Source organism: Propionimicrobium lymphophilum DSM 4903, from assembly GCF_000423485.1.
GTDB lineage: Bacteria > Actinomycetota > Actinomycetes > Propionibacteriales > Propionibacteriaceae > Propionimicrobium > Propionimicrobium lymphophilum.
Genome location: NZ_AUIB01000009.1, coordinates 41,099 through 59,353, shown reverse-complemented (window position 1 = coordinate 59,353; position 18,255 = coordinate 41,099). Strand labels below are relative to the sequence as shown.

Genomic DNA, 18,255 nt, shown 5'->3' with positions numbered 1-18,255 from the left:
AATATCTGCAATACGATGGTCCTGAAAATTCATTGCCTGCAGCAAAGCTAAATCTACTGAAAGCGTTTTTGCTACAGGCGTCGCGTCTGACGGGGGAAGCTGATGAGTTCCCACTATTGCCTGAAGCTGAATTTCTACGAGACAACCTTGATTCATGGAAGAATCAAGCTCAAGGCATCTCAAGGGAGCTTAGCGATAATCAGGCAAAGTGGTTTCTAGGTAAAAATCAATTAAACGACTCACAGGTAAAAGCAATCGCTAAAGCCCTCGCTTATCCGATTTCTTTTGTGCAAGGCCCTCCCGGCACCGGGAAAACGATGATGATCGTTCGCCTCATCGCATTGGCTGTCGAAAAGGGAATGAAAGTCGCAGTTGTTTCCACCAACGGAGCTGCTGTCGAAAATGTTTATGAGAAGCTCGAAAACATTTGTTCTGGTGGGGAAGAGGAATACGGTAGCCGTCTTTACGAGGCTGCAAAGAAAAGCGTCAAGTTGGGCAACTCAAACGAGCGTTGTGATGGAGCCTCGTATGTCTATCCAGGGTTTAAGAAGGTGACCTGCGGAAAAGGAAATGCAGGGAGACGATTCGATTCCTTTGAAAAGAAGGATAAGGAACCGCATGACTATGAAGGAATAGACACCCCGAATGACAAGGGGCAGCGCTCGGGATGGGAGAAGAAGCAGCGGTTCAAGGACTTTACCGACGATTTTCCGGTCGTGTTGTGCAAGATTCACTCACTTAAAAAGTGTTTCATCGACGGGGCTTTGCCAGACAATAAATTTGATCTTGTAATTGTAGATGAAGCATCACAAATCGATTTGATCGTCGGGCTAGTTGCGTTGAGTTCCGCCAAACGCATGGTTGTTGTTGGCGATGAAGAACAGCTCGCCCCGATATACAAAAATCGCGGAGATCTTATCGGGCGTCCTTTGCAACAGAACAAAGACTCGCATGAATCCGCATGGAAGGAAGACAGCCGGTACACTGCTCCCCGCTGGGAAGAAGGCCGGAAGCAACTTCAGAATTTCAAAGGTTCTGAGCTGGAGATCTGCCTTGATGGAGACAGAAACAGCACTCGCCAGGACGAAAGTTTTCTTACTGTCGCGAAAAAAGTGTTTGCGCAGCTGTATGGAACTCAGGACGCTGAAACCTTCCTCAATGTTCATTATCGATGCCACCCAGGGATCTTTGGTTTTTCGAAGAGACTCATTTACGAAAAGGCAAAGTTCACGTGTGGCTGCCAATGGGAAGAAACTAACGCAGATAATAAATCGATCCGTCTCCCCGAGCAAAAGAATTGGCCTGTATATGCAGACGTTGTTTGCCCCATATCAATTACGTGGTACTCAGGTGACTATCGGGAGAAGCTAGCTTCACAAGGAGATCCGAAAGAAAGTGCAAGCCCGCAGAATAAACGCCAACTAGAAATCTTGAAATTCGATCATCTTCGTCACATAGCAGAGTTGCTGCAAAAAGGTGCCGATGAAGGGAAAGACGCAACTGTCTGTGTTCTTTCTCCTTACAAACAGCAGGTGGAAGAATTTTCGAAAATGCTAGCTGAGTTACTTAAGACCTCAAACAGCTGGAATGGGGATGAACACAAAGAATCTGAAGGAGGTGAGGACACTCCACCGGAGCTTCCGTCAGGATTCGAATTCACATTAAAACAGATGAATGATGGAGTTAAACGCCTTACCGTTCACAAAGCCCAAGGCCAGGAATATGACGCGGTTTATCTGCTCCCAGTCGACGATGGTCAATGGGAAGGCCAATGGAGTCAGGGAAAAAGGCTAATCAACGTCGCCGTATCTCGAGCGAAGAATGAATTACATGTAATCCTGTCTACGAAAATGTTGGATTACGAAAGACAAGTTGAGCTCACAGGCAGTTTTACGCCAGTAAGGTACCCCGTGCCTAAAGATCCTAACGAAGGCGAGCTCTACTTACGACTACTTGAACGATACGTTAGTTGTACTCAAGGAAAAAATTATCAGCACGAACTATTCGGGATCCGCCAAACAAGCGTTCGGTCAATCCTCGATGATCTGACTCGCTACCAAACACCTGACGATAAAGACAAAGAAGGATCAGCCCCAGAAGACTGCGTGCAAGTTGAGCTGGCAAAAGTGTTAGCCAAAATCAATTCGTCTCTAGATACCGAAGTCGAACTTTACCGAGAAGTCGTAATTGGTAAAAAAGAAGACGTTAAGGCGGGGTCTGAAAACACCGAAGATCCGCACAAAGCCCCGGATATACAAGAAGAAAAAAATCAAGCCCATCTAACACTGGCCGGAGAAATAATCGACGCCAAAAAATTGATTGACAAGGTTAGAGGAAAAAGGTTCGATTTTTGCTTGGCCGACAAGAAAACAAAAAGACTTTTACTCATCATCGAAGTAGATGGCGAAAACCATCGAGATCCAAATAATGAGAAAATCAAAGAAAGCGACAGATTAAAGAACGAATTCATCGAAAAAATCGGCGGAGAGGTCTTGAACCCAGAGAATTCTTTCACCCAACCAAGCAAGTATCCGATTCTGCTCAGAATCCCGACGGATGGAACCTCCAAATGGGAAACGGATGATCTGCTTGAAGCTGGACGCAACCAACAACGAGCAACTTGTGGAAAACATCAAGATTTCAATCTAGATACCCTAAAGCTAGCGAATCTTGAGGACTACCAAGCCCGCACGATAGAAGCGTTGATCAAATTATCTCAGAAGAAAGCTCACGAAAATCCCATAGCCCTCGTCGTTGAGCCGGAAGAAGAAAACGAGACTGGCCCTTCACGGGAAGGGGGCGAATTCAAACGGCTTCTCCAGTTCCAGGAAGAGTGGAAAAAATTGGAAGCTAAGTGGGGCGAAAAGGGAGTTTCGGTTCCCGAAGTTATGAAGTGTGACGCTGTCTTCGCTGAAGTGGAGCAACCTTGGATGGATTTGCAAAAAGCCCTAGAAAAACAAGGGTTCTTAGAGAAATGCATTGACGAAGAGAACCGTTGGAGGCCAACGCCAGCAGGTAAAGCGCTCGGATTACGTAGGTACGTAGATCAAGACAAAACAGGCAAAAAATTTTCCAACCTCGAATACTCCAGAACGGCCAGGGTTTACTTGCGCTACAATTTACATTCAATTCTCGGGGATCCTAGAAAAGAACGCTTGCAACCCGATAATCGCTAAAGTGGGGGCGAAAAATACACTCTCTTGCGCCGCACTCGCTAACGCAAGAGGGTGTGTGGTTAAATGTCTGTGTTAGCTAGTTCAGCTAGAGGGGCTCTAGCCAGGCTAGCTAGAGGTTATCGGTGGCGCGTCGCAATAATCCAAAGAGCTAAGCACCTACCAGAGGCTCCTGACCAGAACTTAGCCATGCTACTGCTAGGTCTCGGCTATCTTTAAGTCTGATTTCAAATTGCAGCAGCATCTTTTCTTGTCAACTGCTGCAGTCGCAAAACATGTATCAAACATTTTCTCTAAATTAGGTTTGCAACCAGGCGAAGAGAACAGACGGGTACGAGCCATATTGAAGTTCTTGGCACAGTGAGTCGCCCAGCAGTCACGGCCAATAGCGACGTCCGTGGCACCGTTTTGAAATGCCGAAACCGCTTATCGCAGCCTAAAGGTGGCAAAAGTCACAACTGCAGATGTAAACCTAATGCCTCGCCAAGGGCGAATTGTTGTCTCATGGATAGCTGGCCGACTTTCTTGCTGATCCGGCGGACATCAACCGAACATAATTTTTCTGCCTGTGAAGCGTACTGAGTGTAATGTCGCGATTTCAACCTCTATTACATCGTTCCACCGGCGGGTGTGGATGAGCTCATTTTTATACGAGCCGTTAACGTTTTCTGCTAACGCGTTATCGTAAGAATCACCAATGGTTCGGGTTGAGAGCCTAATCCCGGCATTAGTGAGCGTGTCGTTATAGACGATGCTTACGTATTGGGATCCATGATCTGAATGATGTAACAGACCCGCAGTTTCCTTAGCTGACAAGACCGCCTGATTGAGCACCTGCAACGGTAGGGATTTCGTACGCATCGAATCCGATAGCGCCCAACCAACAATCTTGCGGGAAAAACACGTCAGTTACGAACGCCGATACACAAATCCCTTACTCGTGCGAACATAGGTAATATCTGCTACCCACAAACGATTCGGGGCTGGCGCTCTAAAATCACGCTTTACCAAATCAGGACGGGTATCTTCCCTACTTGCTTTCCGGGTAGTTATCGGGCATTTGCCCTTCATCTTCCCTCTCACACCTGCTATACGCATCAATCGAGCTGTTTGCTCACGACCAATACTGATACCCTCACGGCGAAGAGCATGCCACATCTTGCGTATCCCATAAACGCTGTAATTATCACGGTGCACCTGTTTGATCCGCTCAATAACAACCACATCACGCAAAGCGCGAGCACTTACCCCACGAGATTTGGATTGCCGATAACCACTAGAGGTAATGAACCCCCCCGCACGATAAGCATTCAACATCGTGCAAATGAACTCAACCGAAAAACGATCCCTGTACCGGTCAATGAAAGCGATCAATTCCGACGTTGCGGGTCGAGTTCTGACGCGAAAAAAGCCGACGCCGCTTTGAGTACCTCGTTCGCATCACGCAGCTGCTGATTCTCACGCTGCAACCTAGCATTCTCAACAATCACGTCCTCCTCTAAACGGTGAACACGACCCTCACGACGACAGCGCTGCACCCACTGGCGAGCAGCATGCCAGGAAACACCAAGCCTTAGCGCAACCACCTGACACGCTTTCTGCAAGGACAAATTCTCCGCAAGAACCCGATCCTCAACAAGACGAACCACACGATCCTTCGCGTCCTGATCAAATCTCTCAAGCATAATCCAGATTTCCCCATCTACTCAAACGGAACAAAACCTGGGACGGTTCAGAGGGCGGGGGGGGGGAGCCTCGAAATCTGCCAGCTTGGCGCGGATTTTATACCGCTTAGTTCAGATTACTTGTACTGCCGGCAACGAGGCTTTTAACTGTAAGTAACAGATACTTAAGCACCCTGGTTTTACGCAATATTACCTGTAAGCGCGAGAGGAAAGGAGTCGGACCGGAATGAAATTCACGCTCACGATTGATCCCACCGTAACCGAAACTATCGTGACGGTAACGGCGCGGGAGGTCGATGCTGAGGTGCAAGCGATTCAAAAGCTTGCTTCCGGTAACCTAGATAGCTCTTTCTCCCCCGCAGTCGAACGCCCGCTTCGCCGCCTCATCGGGATAAGCGGTAACGATGCCACGGTGTTGGAAGTGCGCGCGATACTCGCGTTCTTCACTAAAAAGAAGGCGGTGTTTGCCCACACCAGTAACGGTGATTGGCGGATTAAAGCCCGAATGTATGAACTCGAAGAATCTCTAGCTGCAGACGATTTCGTACGTATTTCACAATCGGAGATTGTCAATATTGCCTCGATCAAGAAACTTGATCTTTCTTTCTCGGGAACGATCAGTGTGCAGCTAAAAGATGGCTCTCGCTATTACGTTTCCCGCCGACAACTTCCAGCTTTCAAATCCAAACTCGGAATCTAATCCCCGCAGAAAACCTCTAACTCACACGAAGGATAAAACCCATGGAAACTAAAAAAATAGTTGGTCTCACCCTGGTAGGGGCTTGCATTGGGATCACTATCGGCACCAATATTGAACTTATTTTCTCTTCTCTTTATTCCTCTAGCTATTGCCCTGGAGCTCCAGAATTCTTAAACAGTTTTGGAAACGAAAACGTGGCAGTACTAATTGAGCGACTTATTTATGCAGCCTACGGCATCATTAGCAGTTTCGCGGGGCTGCTTTACCGTAACGAAACCCGACCAATAGCCCTCAATACCGCAATGCATTTCGGAATCGTACTTATCTGCGGGATCGCAGCTGGCAGCTACCTAAAATGGTGGGGATCTATCTTCGATATGCTCGGGGTAATTCTCACAATAGTGCTTATCTATCTGCTGATTTGGTTGTTCAATTGGCTAGTGGCTCGCGCTGAAGTCAAAAAGGTGAACCAAAAATTGCAGTAAAGCCTCGCCCCAGGATTCCCGTTTACTCAAATGGGTAAACGGGAAAATCAAAAAATATTGTTTCCGAGCGCTGCTAGACCGGGCGATTACAAGAGGCAAGAGGCCATAAATTTCTCGGTCTACGCGGCTTGGGAGCTGCGATTTATTTGCTGGAAGCGTTCGGCTACTTTTTTGAGGTCGCGATAATCTCCCTCGCGAAAACTATCTAAGTACCAGCTGAGCGCCGGTCGAACGGAACATAGTAAAGGTGTCGCAGTATTCTACGTCAAACGCTTTACAGACGTCAGGAATTTTTACTGATCTTCGAGAATCAGGTTCTGGGCGCTCATTAGTTACTACTGTATATCCGTGAGCTGCAGCGAAAGCGATTAAAAATGGATCTGCGCAGTCCGCAAACTTCTGTGTCGCTGCAGGTTTATAATCTTTACCTTTTGCCCAAGTCGTAATTTGATTGACAAAATTATAAATAGCCTGATCACCATCGATAGCAGTAAACATCCCTTTATGTGGATGCATCTTTACCCAATCTGCAAGTTCGTCATCCCCGGTAGCTAGTTCATCATAAACCGGTTTAATACTGCAGATTTTCCCGGCCATATAGACACGCTCTAGCCATTCCCAAAATCCCGGAGCGATATCGAATCCGTAATACCGGTTTTTGGCTTCGATAAAAACATTGCTATCCAGCACATACATTTAACTCACCGCCAGCTTTTCGGCCAGGTTACGGAAAGTTTGAGGCTTTTTAGTGCCGAGCATCCGAAAGGCATCCCGATAAAGAGTAGTCCCCTCTAAAGTAGAGACAATCACAGCGCGGGTAAATGTAGGAGAGTTGCGCAGAGGCAGAGTTTTATAAAAATCTCCGCCCCCGGTTTGCTTCCCCTTGCTTTCTCTTTCGGCTATCGCGCTCAGCTCCCGGCCATATAGTTCCTGATACTGGCTCCAGCTAAGAAAGTTGGCATCAAAAAGGCTGTGCAGCACCACCAGGACGCTGCAGCCAGCTTCTCGCGCAAGTTTAGTAACAGATTCTTCGGTGATCTTGGTATCGCGCATGCCCTCAAGAACATCCTTAGGAAGTAGGATCTCCCCCGCGAGTTGGTTACACCAGCGCTCCTCAGATTTTGCGCTATTGGAATCGTTGAGAGATAAATCCGCGTCGGACAATGCGCTATGACCAAGCCAGATATGCCCTAGTTCGTGTAAAAGGGTAAAGATTCTCGCAGAATAACCGTCAGCTCCATTGACAAAAATAAGAGGCGCAATCTCATCGCTTAAAGAAAAACCCCGAAACTCCTCGACACGTAGTTTTCTATGAGTATTGTTTCCTACCACTCCGTTAGTAAGCACCAGGATTCCGAGTTCTTCGATCTTGTCGACCAAGTAGCGATACAAACTGGACATATTGCCAATTCGTTTTCGAGAATCAAACCCAAAATCAAGGAGATCACTGATTTCAGCTGCTACTTCGCTCACGTTATTATTCACGCCTACGGAACCCACAAAAAACAACTTTTCTGCCCCGTTGCTTAGGGCATAGTCGCGATACCAATCCTGGGTGCGTTGCGCATTGTAAATAGTGTCGAGCAAATCCCCGGAAGGCTGGCGAATCGCAAAGTCTTTAAGCGTACGCATATCGGCTATAGGCAGGTCTTCTTCGGGAGGAGTATCAAGAAAAAGAAAAGCGAAAGGCGTATTAGTTTTGGCAGCGAATTTTTCTGCATCTGTAAAAGTAGGAACGCTAACTCCAGATATCCATTCAGGCAATTTCGGAAAAATTTTCTCGAGGTCTGTGACGGTTTTCCTACTGCGCGCCAACGCCCACTCGTAAAGAGGAGGCGCTATACGCAGTTTCGCAGACATTACGCTTCTCCCCCGCAACTTAGAAAATGAACAAAACACACCAGACGGTTTCCATTCTACTGGCAACAGAGCATAGCTGAAGGTATTTTCCGTCGTGGTGACCAAACTTGTTGCCCCCCAGTTTCTATCTTCCTCTCTATGCCAGACCCAGTAATATGCCTATTCACTTTCATAAACAGCAGCACAGATGCCAGCAATGAAGCGCACTGGGTTTTGTTCCGCTTCTTATACGGGGGGTCAGTTGACTGACCCGGTGTTGATTATAACTTGCGATAATCTCCTCGGGAGTGACATAGCACAGGGGCTCATGGAGACGGATATTTTTCCACCAATACACCCAGTTCAGTGTCGCCCATTCGACTTCGTCGCACGATCTCCAAGTGTGGGAATAGATCAATTCGGTCTTGTATAGCCCGTTAACGGTTTCGACTAGTGCGCTATCGTAGGAATCTCCAACAGTTCCGGTCGATGACCTGATACCGGCGCCTGCCAGCTGTTGGCTGTATTTAATGCTTGTGTACTGCGGCCCCGTGGTCTGCGTGATGAATCAGGCCTGCCAGATTATCTTTAGCGCAGTTAATCGCCTGCTCTAAGGCCTCTAACGGTAAAGCCTCAGTTCTCATAGTCGCCCGTGTTGACCAGCCAACAATCTTGCGAGGAAACACGTCGGTCACAAACGCGGTATACACGAATGTGGTTGACCGCAAGGTGGATTATTTTGTTTTATGCGTTTTATTCATAGTATGCCCACATCCGCAACACAAGAACTGTTTTTTGTTCTGGTAACACTTTGTAGACCAGACGGCGTTGGATATTGATTCTTCGTGAATAGTAGCCGGATAGGTTCCCTACAAGCTTTTCGTAGCGTGGCGGATTAACGAACGTATCTTGAGCCAAAACTTTTAATAGTTTTTGTGTTTTTGGTTTAAGACCACTACTGGTGAGTTTTTTGGCGTCTTTTTGCGCTGCTCTTGAGTAGACGATTTTCCAGCTACTCACCATTCCAGCCTATCGCTAGCGGCTTCGATACCTTCTTGATCGGCCTCGATGATCGATTGACTCATACCTGGGATCGAATTTAGGTAAAGGGTTTCTTGGATTGCGCTCCAATCGTCTTCGCCTATTAATACGGCGTTGCCGCGTTTGCCGGTGATGGTGATGGTTTGAGATTCTTCGTTGGCTTGATCTACGAGTCGGTATAGGTTGGCTCGGGCTTTGGTAACACTTATGGCAGTCATTTTTCTTCCTTCTTCAGTTAGTACGGTTTAACGTACATTAATGATGTGTAGCTGTAACTAGGTGAAAAAACCCACCTGAATAGTGGGGTAAGCGGCCAAAATGTGGTGCTCTGATTTAACATCTTGCCTAGTCAACGCGGCGTGTTGTGTGGTTATTAATGTTTTTATATTAATTGCACGATTTACCTAGCACCACAGGCCTACTTCAACGCATTGACAAGCAGAAATGCCGCTCACCGCGCTACCTCGAACGCCCTACCCTTTGTCTCCAAAGCAGCTGCTTGTGCGATGCTTAGACGCTCATTTTGATACAAGACCAGTTTTGGGTGCAACAGGTGCGTTTTGGGTGCGGACAATAAAGCTTGGGTACGTGATACCGGAAAATTCCCCCACACAGCCGATGCTAGAAAGAGTGACCTGCGAGGAATAGGAAAAAATCTTCAATCTCTATATTGGTGGCTCTTTCTACGATTTTTCCCGAAGTTTTGGTAGCGAGAAATAGAGTTCTCGCCCCACCTTCCCCCTTAATCTCGTCCTTAAGGCCATCTTCTGTTCGCTTGCGGTGATCTATCGTCGGGTTACCAAGCCATAACTTGTTCTTAGGCCGATTCTCCCACAGACTTACATAGCCGAACCGAATTTGTTGATTGAGTCGAATAGCAGAATTAGCTGCTTTAGAAATAGACGCTGTCGAAGCACCTTTGGCGTATGTTCCCCCAGCCTTACACTCGATCAGGCTTACGACCTCATTCGGATGAAAGAATCTTCCTTCAATCACTTCGGCGTCTTTTCTCATGACAATTAAATCAAATTCAGTGCCACATCCCACAACAAAGCTGTTTGGCTGCGAAAGTACGACCGCCAACCCAACACTTCCGATGAATTGATTAAATTCGTCTCGAATAATATCTGCAAAAAGCGCTCCCGATTGTTTTCCACTCAGCTTGTCTAGAGACACGTCAGGCAGCTCTGCTTGATACAGGGCATCATTGCCTTGTTCAAGGATCGATTGCTTGGTCATCTCAAATCTTTGATATATGCGTTCTGATTCACAAATATTCGAAATTTGCTGATTGTACATGTACCCTCCACGGCAAGGAACGCAGCATTTCCTCTGCCTTTATTCTAGGTCAACACCTAGGGCAACGAACACGCTCGAAACTTTCTCGCTCTGCAAACCTGTGGCGCCGTGACGATGATGGGCTGATCAGACCTTCCACTCGATACAGCAGATCGAACTTTCTTTAACCGTCAGGTATCTGACTAACACGTTCCACGCTTGGTCGCTGTATTCGAGTGGTGGCCGGGTTGCTAGGTAGTCTCGGGCTGCGGCGGGTAGTGAGGTCAGCGATCTGGTAGCTGATTGTGTGATGTTCTTGTTCTTGCTGTTGGTAGCGCTGTTCGAGTTGGCGCCAGCGAGTATCGTATTCGTTTGGGTCGCGCGCAACGCTGGCGTTTTCGGTGATGAGCTGGTTCATCAGCGCCACGGTTTCTTTTATCCGTGCCGTGTGCCGGGCTTCGAGTTCTGTCACGTTATAGACCGTGTCGTCGAGTAGCTGCATCGCATCATCGAGCACGGCATTATTGTTGACTCGTTCGGTGAGAGCCTGGACGAAGGCATCTTTGATTTGTTGCTCGGTGACGGCGGGGCTGTGCAGTAGTAGCCGGGCTTGTATTTCTCGTTGGACAAGATAGAGCGGATGGTGCTGGCTGGTGAATATTTGAATCTGGTTGCCCACAGCGAGGGTTCTGTTCTGAGAGACAAGTAGACAATTAAGTGCATCGGTTGATGCGAGAAGCTCTCAGAAGAAGGCCAGAAACCCGCAAGAAGTTAACCCCTGTTAAGAAGAATGGTGACAGGCCTGCTTAGGGTTCCTGCTTGATTGTCGACGATCCCAAAAGTGTTAAATCTGTTTACTTCGTGGGAGTCCATAGGGATAGTTGTTTCAGCGGCTAGGCGCCGCAGAATGCTTGTCGTAGGCTGATATCAATCGTTCAGCCTGCTGTGACTTTTGGTTGCAGACGGGCTGGATTTCTTTTTTTGATGCTTCTAGGAGCACACGTATTGACTAAGCAGGTGAAGTCCAGTCGTCACAAGAAAATCGAGGTTGACACCTAAAGCTTTTGTGCTGGCATATTTTGCGTATCTGAGTTAGAATCGTTCTAACAAGACCGGTTCCGCTGCCCGCTTAGGTGGGAGTCCAGGGCCGGTCCTTTTCTTTCAGGTGGGAGGTGCAAAGGTGGATCAGGTGAAACCTTTCCTCTCATACAAGCAGCAGATAGAACTGCTTGCCCATCGTGGCATGAGTGTTAAAAACCTTGATCAGGCAGCTCAGCAACTTGAAATATTAAATTACTATCGCCTGTCTGGCTACTGGCATTCCATGCGAGCCCTTGATCGCGAAACTGGTCAAAGCCTTAATGTTTTCCGTCCAGGTGCCTCTTTCGAATTGGTTCTCGATCTTTACCACTTTGATGAGCAGTTACGGGACAGTGTTTTTATTGTTCTTGGACGTATCGAGCTAGCGATGCGGGCATTAATCGGGCATCAGCTAGGAGCTGTCAATCCGCTTATCCATCTTGACGCTACGCGCATGGGTGCCCCAGCCCGTCAGCGTTATCGCAATAGTAGCGGGAACGCTCACGAGGTGTGGTTGACGAAATATGAAGCTGTGCTTCAGACATCGAGAGAAGAGTTTGTTGAGCATCACCGTCGCCAATATGGAGGCAAACTTCCTATCTGGGTGGCCGTGGAAGTAATGGATTGGGGAATGCTTTCACATCTGTACCGGATGGCACCTAACCGGGCACGCAATGAAATAGCTGCCAGGTGCAGGCTTCGCGCACCCCAACTTGAATCATGGCTAAAGTGCCTCAATATTGTGCGTAACTATTCAGCCCATCATGCTCGCATGTTCAACAGGGTATTCGATGTCAAACCCAAACTGCCGAAAGACCCGTGCCTTAAAGCCGTGAGCCGGTGCACTAACCGTGCTTTTGGGCAACTCACTCTTGCCCAGTGCCTGTTGCATGAACTGCAGCTGTCAGGAACCGAGACGCTACCTAGCGTCTTGAAGAAATTCCCTCATAACGATCTTGTGCCCTTCAGTAGGCTCGGCGCACCAGAAAATTGGCAAGAAAATCCTCTCTGGGCAACCAAAACCTCCTAGTCCTTGCAATAAAACCCACACTCATACCCGTCAGCGCTCAAAGGCAGACTTTCAGCCCACTTTGGGTATTAGCCCCACTTTGTATCAAAATGAGCGTCCTAGTGGAGACAAAGACGTCGGATTTGATAACTGTTACGTGAGAACGAGAACCTTCCGCTGAGTAGGAGGTTTTTGTTTTCAAGATCAATTCGGCAAGTTTTGTGGGCCTCATTACCCCATCACGGGTAATTTTCTTCTTTCGGATTCCGAAGCACGTTTTGGCTAGCGGGGGCGATTCTTGCCTTCCGCCAGCTAGTTCGACACTAGGGAGTTCGGACAATGTCAACGAGTTATCTGTCTTCACGTCTTCTTGAATTCAGCTTATCCGTCGGAATCAGGAATGTCATGATCGGCCTTTTTGGCTCTTGATTCAAGCCCTTTAATGGTTTCCAGATAGTCCTTCTCGACCTGTGAAGGTGTCTGTACCTGATATTTACGGTACTCAGCAGTTGCCTTGTCAATCGCTTTCTGGTGGCTGACTTTTCCTGCCCCTTGAAGCTGCTGTTGCCCAGTTGCTGCCAGGATATTGTCAAGATGCTCGACGTAGTCGCTCATGTACATCGGATGGTGATTCATAGCCTGCACTTCAGCAAAATCGAAGTAACCAGAAACTAGACGATTTAGCACCTTTAATTCGTCTTCCGTCAAATAGTTCTTGGCCACCTTGGTCTCTGCAAGAGTAGGCTGATTGCCCTTGAAAGTCGTTAAGCCCATGAAAGGTTTGGAAGCATCGGCTCGGCTATAAATGATTTCCGCCGCTGTGTGCCCGTGGGTAGCGTAATGCAACTTGTTCTGAACCATCTTGAAAAAAGCGACCGATTCCGCGCTCTTCGGGTCATAGTCAACACTAGTTGCGTATAGATCCAGCACTTGTCGGTACATCACTTTCTCCGACGAACGGATATCGCGGATCCGCTCGAGAAGCTCGTACCAATACGATCCACCACCAAGGTTCTTAAGTCGCTCATCATCTAGGGTGAAGCCCTTGATGAGGTACTCTTTCAGTCTCTCGGTTGCCCAACGTCTAAATTGCGTAGCAGTCTTGGATTTAACCCGATATCCCAGGGAAATAATCATGTCTAGGTTGTAGTGAGGCAGCGTCCTCGCCACGTTGCGGCTACCCTCACGGCGAACCTGTCGGAAATCCCGACAGGTTGCCTCCTCATCAAGTTCACCCTCAGCGTAGATGTTTCCAATGTGCTCGACAATGTTAGACCTTGAACTTTGAAAAAGCTCCGCCATCTGCTGCTGCGTAAGCCAAACCGTCTCACCCTCAAGTCGGACCTCGATACGTACAGTGTTCTCTGGGCTCTGGTAGATCAACATCTGTCTATTGGGCTCGTCAGTTCGACTATTGTCTTCTGTGGCCATGACGCTCCCTTCCGCACGAGTGATGAGATCGACCACTAGGCAATTTGCAGTAGCTGGTCAGCAACCGAATCGCAGCGCATTTACCAATAATTGTAGTTTACGAGCCACGGTGTTTTGAGAGACGACAGATCAGGTGGTTTATATCAATTTTTCAACGTGCAATTGGAATTATCCGAGCGCTGGATATTTCAGCTATTTGATTAGGGCTGGAGAAAAGAGCGGCGTAACTGCGGTTCTGTGGCTACCAAACAACGAGTCAGCTAGAATCAATGAAAGCGGCGTGCTTGACGCCAGTCGTGTTTTTAGCATCAAGGAGTTATGTTCCGATGACTTTGTGATCTCTGCTCAGCCCAGCTGAGACGCTACCCATCTACCGTTGCGTCCTGGAGATCATTATGTCTGCAATCAACCTCGATAATATTTTTTTTTCTTACTCATCTGTACCGCTGTTAGATCACATCAGTTTGCATGTCGGTGACGGCGAACGCGCCTGCCTGATCGGGCCCAACGGGTGTGGCAAAACCACGCTGCTTCGCATCGCATCAGGCGACCTAATGCCGGAGACAGGAACAGTCAAATTCGACGGTGTGGAGCCCGAGCTTTTCCGCGTTCCGGTTATTGAAGAATCCAACGGAACGGTCGAAGACTATCTCGATTCTGCACTTAGTTCGCTGCGAACTATTGCTACCCAGTTTTATGCTGCCTCTACCCGACTGGAGAGCGATTTTGCTCCTGGTGAGGTGAGCCGGGAATATGACCGATTGCTTGCCCAAATGACAAGCCTCGACATTTGGACGCTAGATGCTCGGGTCGTTGAGGTTATGGACGGAATCGGTCTAGGGCTATTCATGGGGTCAATGCGTAGTCTGGGCACACTGTCTCCTGGCCAACTCGCTCGCCTTGAACTGGCAGCCACTGTCATCATGAAACCTAAAGCGTTGATTTTAGATGAGCCCACCAACCATCTCGACGGCGAAGGAATCGGCTTCCTTGCAAAAACAATCACTAGCTGGAACGGCCCAGTGCTGATGAGCAGCCATGATCGGGCTTTCATCGAAGACACCGCAACGGTTATTTACGACATGGACACGCAGGTGTGGGATGCGCTGGCTAAAGCTGACGGAAGCGCCGAAGTAAAAGGCCTTTATCGGTGCGCGGGAAACTATTCCAACTATTTATCCGAGGAATCAGAAGCCCAACGCAAATACGCCGATATACATGCACTCCAAAAAGCCGAAAAACGTAAGTTACGAAAGCACAAGCAGGAAGCCAGAAAGATTGCTTCTGGTGGTGTACGGCTAGCCACAGCCGAGGGGAAAGCAAAGAAGTTTTTTGCAGACCGTGCAGCCGCTACAGCTGAACGCAGGATGCGTAACGACGACAAGAGGCTGCAGGCCTTAGCCAGCCAAGAGGTGCGCAAACCTCGCAACTATGACTTGTCGTTCCAGTTTGAACAACCATCAGATCGCGTAGGGATCGCGGTATCCGCCAGGCAAGCAACGGTAAAGCAACGGCTTGCAGCTGTCAGTTTCGATCTCGCTTACGGCGAGCACTTGCTTGTCACTGGTCCAAACGGATCTGGGAAAAGTACGTTATTGAACTGGATTTACACCGCACAACCACCTGCCAAGGCCGAGACAAGCGGGACGATCACGCGCGGCAAACCAGTCAGCCTGGTCCCCCAGCGACTACCCAAAGAAAACGACCCAGGATTCAACACCGATGTCTGGCTTAAAGGAATCGGCGAAGCTGGCAAAGGCATCTTGCGCCCGTCAATGTGGTTCACGCCCATCTCAGAGCTGTCGGCAGGTAACCAACGACGGGCACAAATCGCAGTGGCGTTTGCCTCGATCCCTGCCATCCTCATCATCGACGAACCAACTAACTACCTCGATCTAGCTTCCATGGAAGCCCTTGAGGAAGCATTAACAAAATGGACGGGCACATTGATCATCGCCAGCCACGACCGGTGGCTCATCAGTCACTGGCAAGACAGAAGAATCTGTATCCGCTAACGCGGTCGATTTTTCACACCCCCTTGGGGCGTACTCGCTAACGCAAACGCCGACTTATCAAATCCGACGTGAAAGCAGATACTTACACACTCATTTTGATACAAGCCAGATTTTGGGTGCAAGGGTGCAGTTTTGGGTGCAAAACAAGAACTTTGGGTGCGCGGTCTAAACACTTCAGCACTGATGCATATTTATTTGCTTAGACCCTCCCGCCAGAAAGATAAAGAAATCCTCGATCTCTTTATCCGTGGCCAACTCTACAATTTTTCCTGAAGTCGAAGTCGCAAGGAAAAGAGTTTTCACACAACCGTCCGGCTTAATTTCTGTCTCCAGACCGTCCTCTGTTCGTTTGCGATGGTCTATCGACCCCTTACGTTTCGATCGGTTTTCCCAAGCACATATATACCCAAACTTAATAAGCGGATTCATGCTGGTAGCGAAATTCGCCGCTCTAGAAATTGAAGATGTTGACGCACCTGCGTCAAATACCCCACTAGCCTTACACTCGACCAGACTTACGACATCCTTAGGATGAAAAAACTTTCCTTCAAACGCCTGTGCGTTCTTACTCACTACCAGCAAGTCATATTCAGACGAGGAACCAATTACAAAGCTGTTTTGCGGAGAAAGAGCTACAGGCAAGTCAAACTTATCAATGATTTGGCTAAACTCGTCCCGCACGATTTCTGCGAAAAGGGCTCCAATCTGCTTTGTAGATAGCTTCTCGCGACTTTCATCCAGAATTTCTACCTGTTGCAAGGCTTCCTTGCCTTGCTTTATGAGAGATTGCTTGGCTGTTTCGAATCTTTGATAGACCCGCCCTGATCCATAAGCGGCAGAAATTGGTCGGCTGTACACGTCCCCTCCAAAGTTAACAGCGTTACATTTTAAGAAACAGGAAGGGAACACCGAAATACAACTATCCCCTAGTCTGCTTCGAGACTAACACCTAAGGCAGCTGACATGCTCGCAAACTTGCCCTCTACAGAGCGGTGATGTCTTGACAATTATGGGCTGGTCAGACCTTCCACTCGACACAGCAGGTCAAACTTTCGCTAACCTTCAGGTATCTGACGAGCACATTCCATGCTTCGGCGCTGTATTCTAGTGGTGGCCGGGTGGCTAGATAGTCGTGAATAGCTACGGCTTGTACTCGGCGGGTAGTGAGGTCAGCTATCTGGTCGCTGATCCCTTGGTGTTCGTGTTCTTGCTGTTGGTAGCGCTGTTCGAGTTGCTGCCAGCGGGCATCGTATTCGTCAGGGTCGTGCGCGGAGGTGGCGTTTTCGGTGACGAGTTGGTTCATTAACGCTACGGTTTCTTCCATCCGCGTAGCGATCTCAGTCTGGCGGTTTTCGAGTTCTGTCGTGTTGTAGACGGTGTCGTCTAGTAGCTGCATCGCATCATCGAGCACGGCATGATCGTTGACTCGTTCGGTGAGGGCGTGGACGAAGGCTTCTTTGATTTGTTGCTCGGTGACGTGTGGGGTTGTGCAGTGGTAGCCGGGTTTGTATTTGTTGTTGCATCTCCATATGTAGCGGCGGTATTTGCTGGTTGAATGCCAGATTTTACGGCAGAAAACTCCCCCACAATCAGCGCAGATGATTTTGCCTGCGAACGGGTGCGTGTTGGCTTCACCTTTACCTGCGCGCCTGGCGAGTTCGGCTTGTACCTGTTCCCACACAGCCAGGTCGATAATCGGCTCATGATTGCCGGTCATTGAGCCGAGAGTGTGGGATCAAGTCCAATACGAACTAGCCACTCGGCACGGGGACATCAAAACCTCAAAAGTTGGTTTGTTCTCTACCCGACTGAAATGTGGTGAGTGTGGGGCGTGGTATGGCAGGAGAACGTGGGCGTCGACCACGAAATACAAGTACATGGTGTGGCGGTGCAACGCCAAATACGACCACGACCAGCCCTGCCAGACCGCCACGCTGCGTGACGAGCAGATTCAGGACGCGTTCCTGCAAGCGTTGAATCAACTCATCAAGCAGCATCAAGGGCAGAGCCGACTACCGGAGACGATCACCGCCATGTTCGACACTGCTGGTCTCGAGGCTGACTCCGTTTCGCTAGATGAGAAGATTCGTGACCTTGCCGATGAGACTGAAGAGCTGATTGCGGAAAATCAGCGGGCTTCGCAAGACCAAGACCTCTATCACGCCCGCTACGCAGCGTTGGATGCGAAATACCAGAAAACCATTGCCCGCAAACAGTCGGTTGACGCTGAGATCGCTGCCAGGCAGGCGAGGCTCACCGCGATCAAGACCGCCTACAAGCAGTTAGACGACAAGCCCGTCGAACGATTCCAGCCGTCCCAGTGGGCAGCACTGATAGATCACGCCGTGGTTGGAGAGAGTGAGATCAGGTTCGTATTCAGAACCGGCATGAAGACCAACATTTCTCTCGGCGATTCGCGTTAGGGCTCCAGGCAGAATCGAAATCAAGATCAGAAACGATACGACATCCTAAGAGATAAGTCTTACGTGCTTGCTAAAACCGTTCGCTCTACCAGTCCC

Annotated in this window: 18 protein-coding genes and 1 pseudogene; 6 read left to right on the top strand and 13 right to left on the bottom strand. The window is 48.7% G+C overall.

Features of this window, described 5'->3' with window-relative positions; all coding sequences use genetic code 11:
- Window positions 1-32: 32 nt before the first annotated feature.
- Complete coding sequence (locus G556_RS0106170; protein ID WP_028822152.1) at window positions 33-3,176, top strand: AAA domain-containing protein; 3,144 nt, start codon at window positions 33-35, stop codon at window positions 3,174-3,176.
- A 540-nt stretch (window positions 3,177-3,716) separates the two neighbouring features.
- Here the strand turns inward: G556_RS0106170 and G556_RS11875 are convergent.
- From G556_RS11875 to G556_RS0106160, 3 genes are read right to left on the bottom strand one after another with little or no spacing between them, the layout of a single operon-like run.
- Window positions 3,717-4,082, bottom strand: a complete 366-nt coding sequence (locus tag G556_RS11875) for a DDE-type integrase/transposase/recombinase (protein ID WP_420806059.1) — start codon at window positions 4,080-4,082, stop codon at window positions 3,717-3,719.
- Complete coding sequence (locus G556_RS11870; RefSeq protein WP_155941764.1) at window positions 4,083-4,490, bottom strand: IS3 family transposase; 408 nt, start codon at window positions 4,488-4,490, stop codon at window positions 4,083-4,085.
- A 53-nt stretch (window positions 4,491-4,543) separates the two neighbouring features.
- Window positions 4,544-4,858: a hypothetical protein gene (locus G556_RS0106160; RefSeq protein ID WP_028822151.1), complete on the bottom strand. Its 315-nt coding sequence runs from the start codon at window positions 4,856-4,858 to the stop codon at window positions 4,544-4,546.
- A 226-nt stretch (window positions 4,859-5,084) separates the two neighbouring features.
- Between G556_RS0106160 and G556_RS11075 the strand changes: the two genes are divergently transcribed.
- A complete protein-coding gene (locus G556_RS11075) occupies window positions 5,085-5,558 on the top strand; it encodes a LytTR family DNA-binding domain-containing protein (protein ID WP_051176737.1) in 474 nt (157 codons plus the stop codon).
- Window positions 5,559-5,599: 41 nt separating this feature from the next.
- The gene (locus tag G556_RS0106150) at window positions 5,600-6,043 is read left to right on the top strand and encodes a DUF3021 domain-containing protein (protein ID WP_028822150.1); all 444 of its coding nucleotides are present in this window, start codon (window positions 5,600-5,602) and stop codon (window positions 6,041-6,043) included.
- Window positions 6,044-6,244: 201 nt separating this feature from the next.
- Here G556_RS0106150 and G556_RS0106145 read toward each other — a convergent pair whose 3' ends face one another.
- The 7 genes and pseudogenes from G556_RS0106145 to G556_RS0106125 form a co-directional block, all read right to left on the bottom strand.
- Window positions 6,245-6,739 carry a DUF4411 family protein gene (locus tag G556_RS0106145; RefSeq protein WP_028822149.1) on the bottom strand — a complete coding sequence of 165 codons (495 nt, stop codon included), beginning with the start codon at window positions 6,737-6,739 and terminating at the stop codon, window positions 6,245-6,247.
- The gene (locus G556_RS0106140; protein ID WP_028822148.1) at window positions 6,740-7,903 is read right to left on the bottom strand and encodes an ImmA/IrrE family metallo-endopeptidase; all 1,164 of its coding nucleotides are present in this window, start codon (window positions 7,901-7,903) and stop codon (window positions 6,740-6,742) included.
- 262 nt (window positions 7,904-8,165) lie between these two features.
- A pseudogene (locus G556_RS11710) lies at window positions 8,166-8,595 on the bottom strand (DDE-type integrase/transposase/recombinase); the annotation flags it as partial.
- Window positions 8,596-8,635: 40 nt separating this feature from the next.
- The gene (locus G556_RS11300) at window positions 8,636-8,902 is read right to left on the bottom strand and encodes a Txe/YoeB family addiction module toxin (protein ID WP_211219442.1); all 267 of its coding nucleotides are present in this window, start codon (window positions 8,900-8,902) and stop codon (window positions 8,636-8,638) included.
- Window positions 8,899-9,141 carry a type II toxin-antitoxin system Phd/YefM family antitoxin gene (locus tag G556_RS0106135; protein WP_028822147.1) on the bottom strand — a complete coding sequence of 81 codons (243 nt, stop codon included), beginning with the start codon at window positions 9,139-9,141 and terminating at the stop codon, window positions 8,899-8,901. The genes G556_RS11300 and G556_RS0106135 overlap by 4 nt, the downstream gene beginning before the upstream one ends.
- Window positions 9,142-9,544: 403 nt before the next feature.
- Entirely contained in the window at window positions 9,545-10,162 is a 618-nt protein-coding gene (locus G556_RS0106130) for a hypothetical protein (RefSeq protein ID WP_028822146.1), read from the bottom strand.
- Between the two features lie 223 nt (window positions 10,163-10,385).
- Entirely contained in the window at window positions 10,386-10,880 is a 495-nt protein-coding gene (locus G556_RS0106125; RefSeq protein WP_028822145.1) for a hypothetical protein, read from the bottom strand.
- 501 nt (window positions 10,881-11,381) lie between these two features.
- Between G556_RS0106125 and G556_RS0106120 the strand changes: the two genes are divergently transcribed.
- Window positions 11,382-12,311, top strand: a complete 930-nt coding sequence (locus G556_RS0106120) for an Abi family protein (RefSeq protein WP_028822144.1) — start codon at window positions 11,382-11,384, stop codon at window positions 12,309-12,311.
- A gap of 360 nt (window positions 12,312-12,671) precedes the next feature.
- Here G556_RS0106120 and G556_RS0106115 read toward each other — a convergent pair whose 3' ends face one another.
- A complete protein-coding gene (locus G556_RS0106115) occupies window positions 12,672-13,721 on the bottom strand; it encodes a virulence RhuM family protein (RefSeq protein WP_028822143.1) in 1,050 nt (349 codons plus the stop codon).
- Window positions 13,722-14,116: 395 nt separating this feature from the next.
- Between G556_RS0106115 and G556_RS0106105 the strand changes: the two genes are divergently transcribed.
- On the top strand, window positions 14,117-15,736 hold the full coding sequence (locus G556_RS0106105; RefSeq protein ID WP_028822141.1) for an ABC-F family ATP-binding cassette domain-containing protein: 1,620 nt from the start codon (window positions 14,117-14,119) through the stop codon (window positions 15,734-15,736).
- 174 nt (window positions 15,737-15,910) lie between these two features.
- Here G556_RS0106105 and G556_RS0106100 read toward each other — a convergent pair whose 3' ends face one another.
- Window positions 15,911-16,594, bottom strand: a complete 684-nt coding sequence (locus G556_RS0106100; protein ID WP_028822140.1) for a hypothetical protein — start codon at window positions 16,592-16,594, stop codon at window positions 15,911-15,913.
- Between the two features lie 160 nt (window positions 16,595-16,754).
- The gene (locus tag G556_RS10415) at window positions 16,755-17,453 is read right to left on the bottom strand and encodes a recombinase zinc beta ribbon domain-containing protein (protein ID WP_051176735.1); all 699 of its coding nucleotides are present in this window, start codon (window positions 17,451-17,453) and stop codon (window positions 16,755-16,757) included.
- 10 nt (window positions 17,454-17,463) lie between these two features.
- Here G556_RS10415 and G556_RS11295 point away from each other — a divergent pair, with 10 nt between their 5' ends.
- A complete protein-coding gene (locus G556_RS11295; RefSeq protein ID WP_155941762.1) occupies window positions 17,464-18,159 on the top strand; it encodes a recombinase zinc ribbon domain-containing protein in 696 nt (231 codons plus the stop codon).
- The last annotated feature ends 96 nt before the right edge of the window (window positions 18,160-18,255 follow it).

What these genes read in the sequence shown, in the direction of transcription:
- G556_RS0106160 (WP_028822151.1), bottom strand. Translation starts at nt 4,858, where the DNA reads ATGCTTGAGAGATTTGATCAGGACGCGAAGGATCGTGTGGTTCGTCTT.
- G556_RS0106140 (WP_028822148.1), bottom strand. Translation starts at nt 7,903, where the DNA reads ATGTCTGCGAAACTGCGTATAGCGCCTCCTCTTTACGAGTGGGCGTTG.
- G556_RS0106105 (WP_028822141.1), top strand. Translation starts at nt 14,117, where the DNA reads ATGTCTGCAATCAACCTCGATAATATTTTTTTTTCTTACTCATCTGTA.
- G556_RS0106150 (WP_028822150.1), top strand. Translation starts at nt 5,600, where the DNA reads ATGGAAACTAAAAAAATAGTTGGTCTCACCCTGGTAGGGGCTTGCATT.
- G556_RS10415 (WP_051176735.1), bottom strand. Translation starts at nt 17,453, where the DNA reads ATGACCGGCAATCATGAGCCGATTATCGACCTGGCTGTGTGGGAACAG.
- G556_RS11075 (WP_051176737.1), top strand. Translation starts at nt 5,085, where the DNA reads ATGAAATTCACGCTCACGATTGATCCCACCGTAACCGAAACTATCGTG.
- G556_RS0106145 (WP_028822149.1), bottom strand. Translation starts at nt 6,739, where the DNA reads ATGTATGTGCTGGATAGCAATGTTTTTATCGAAGCCAAAAACCGGTAT.
- G556_RS11870 (WP_155941764.1), bottom strand. Translation starts at nt 4,490, where the DNA reads ATGTTGAATGCTTATCGTGCGGGGGGGTTCATTACCTCTAGTGGTTAT.
- G556_RS0106130 (WP_028822146.1), bottom strand. Translation starts at nt 10,162, where the DNA reads ATGACCAAGCAATCGATCCTTGAACAAGGCAATGATGCCCTGTATCAA.
- G556_RS0106115 (WP_028822143.1), bottom strand. Translation starts at nt 13,721, where the DNA reads ATGGCCACAGAAGACAATAGTCGAACTGACGAGCCCAATAGACAGATG.
- G556_RS0106135 (WP_028822147.1), bottom strand. Translation starts at nt 9,141, where the DNA reads ATGACTGCCATAAGTGTTACCAAAGCCCGAGCCAACCTATACCGACTC.